This is a genomic window from Faecalibacterium sp. An121, from assembly GCF_002160915.1.
Lineage (GTDB): Bacteria > Bacillota > Clostridia > Oscillospirales > Ruminococcaceae > Faecalibacterium > Faecalibacterium avium.
In genome coordinates this window covers 1-595 of sequence record NZ_NFLM01000061.1, presented here as the reverse complement: position 1 = coordinate 595, position 595 = coordinate 1, and the positions used below count along the sequence as shown (strand labels likewise).

Annotated in this window: 1 protein-coding gene; it reads right to left on the bottom strand. The window is 62.4% G+C overall.

Translation table 11 applies throughout. The features are described 5' to 3' along the window. On the bottom strand, positions 1-595 hold a 595-nt coding region (locus B5E66_RS12705), incomplete at both ends, for an alpha-amylase family glycosyl hydrolase (RefSeq protein ID WP_242958212.1).

Sequence of the window (595 nt, the reverse complement as noted above, 5' to 3'; positions counted from 1 at the left end):
TGGGGCAGACGATCTCGCAGATCATCCGGATCATCCGCACGATGGTGTGGACCTGGGGCAGGTTGCGGCAGCTGGTGCCCAGCTGCTTCCAGATGTAGGGCACCGCGTCCAGCCGTACCACGTCCACACCCTGGTTGACAAGGTAGAGCAGGTTGCCCGCCATCTCGTTGAAGACCACCGGATTTGCGTAATTCAGGTCCCACTGGTAGGGGTAAAAGGTGGTCATCACCATCTTCCGGCAGTCGGGCAGCCAGGTGAAGTTGCCCGGCGCGGTGGTGGGGAACACCTGCGGGCAGGTCTGCTCGTACTGGTTGGGGATGCTGTCGTCGTCAAAGAAGAAATACCGGTCCTGGTATTCTTTCTCTCCGGCGCGGGCGCGGCGGGCCCACGCGTGCTCCTCCGATGTGTGGTTCATCACAAAGTCGAGGCAGACGCTGATCCCCTTTTGGTGGCAGGCGCTGGTCAGGGCGTTGAAGTCCTCCATGGTGCCCAGTTCGGGCTGGATGGTGCGGAAATCCGCCACGGCATAGCCGCCGTCGCTTTTGCCCCGGGGGCTGGCCAGCAGAGGCATCAGGTGCAGGTAATTGACCCCGCA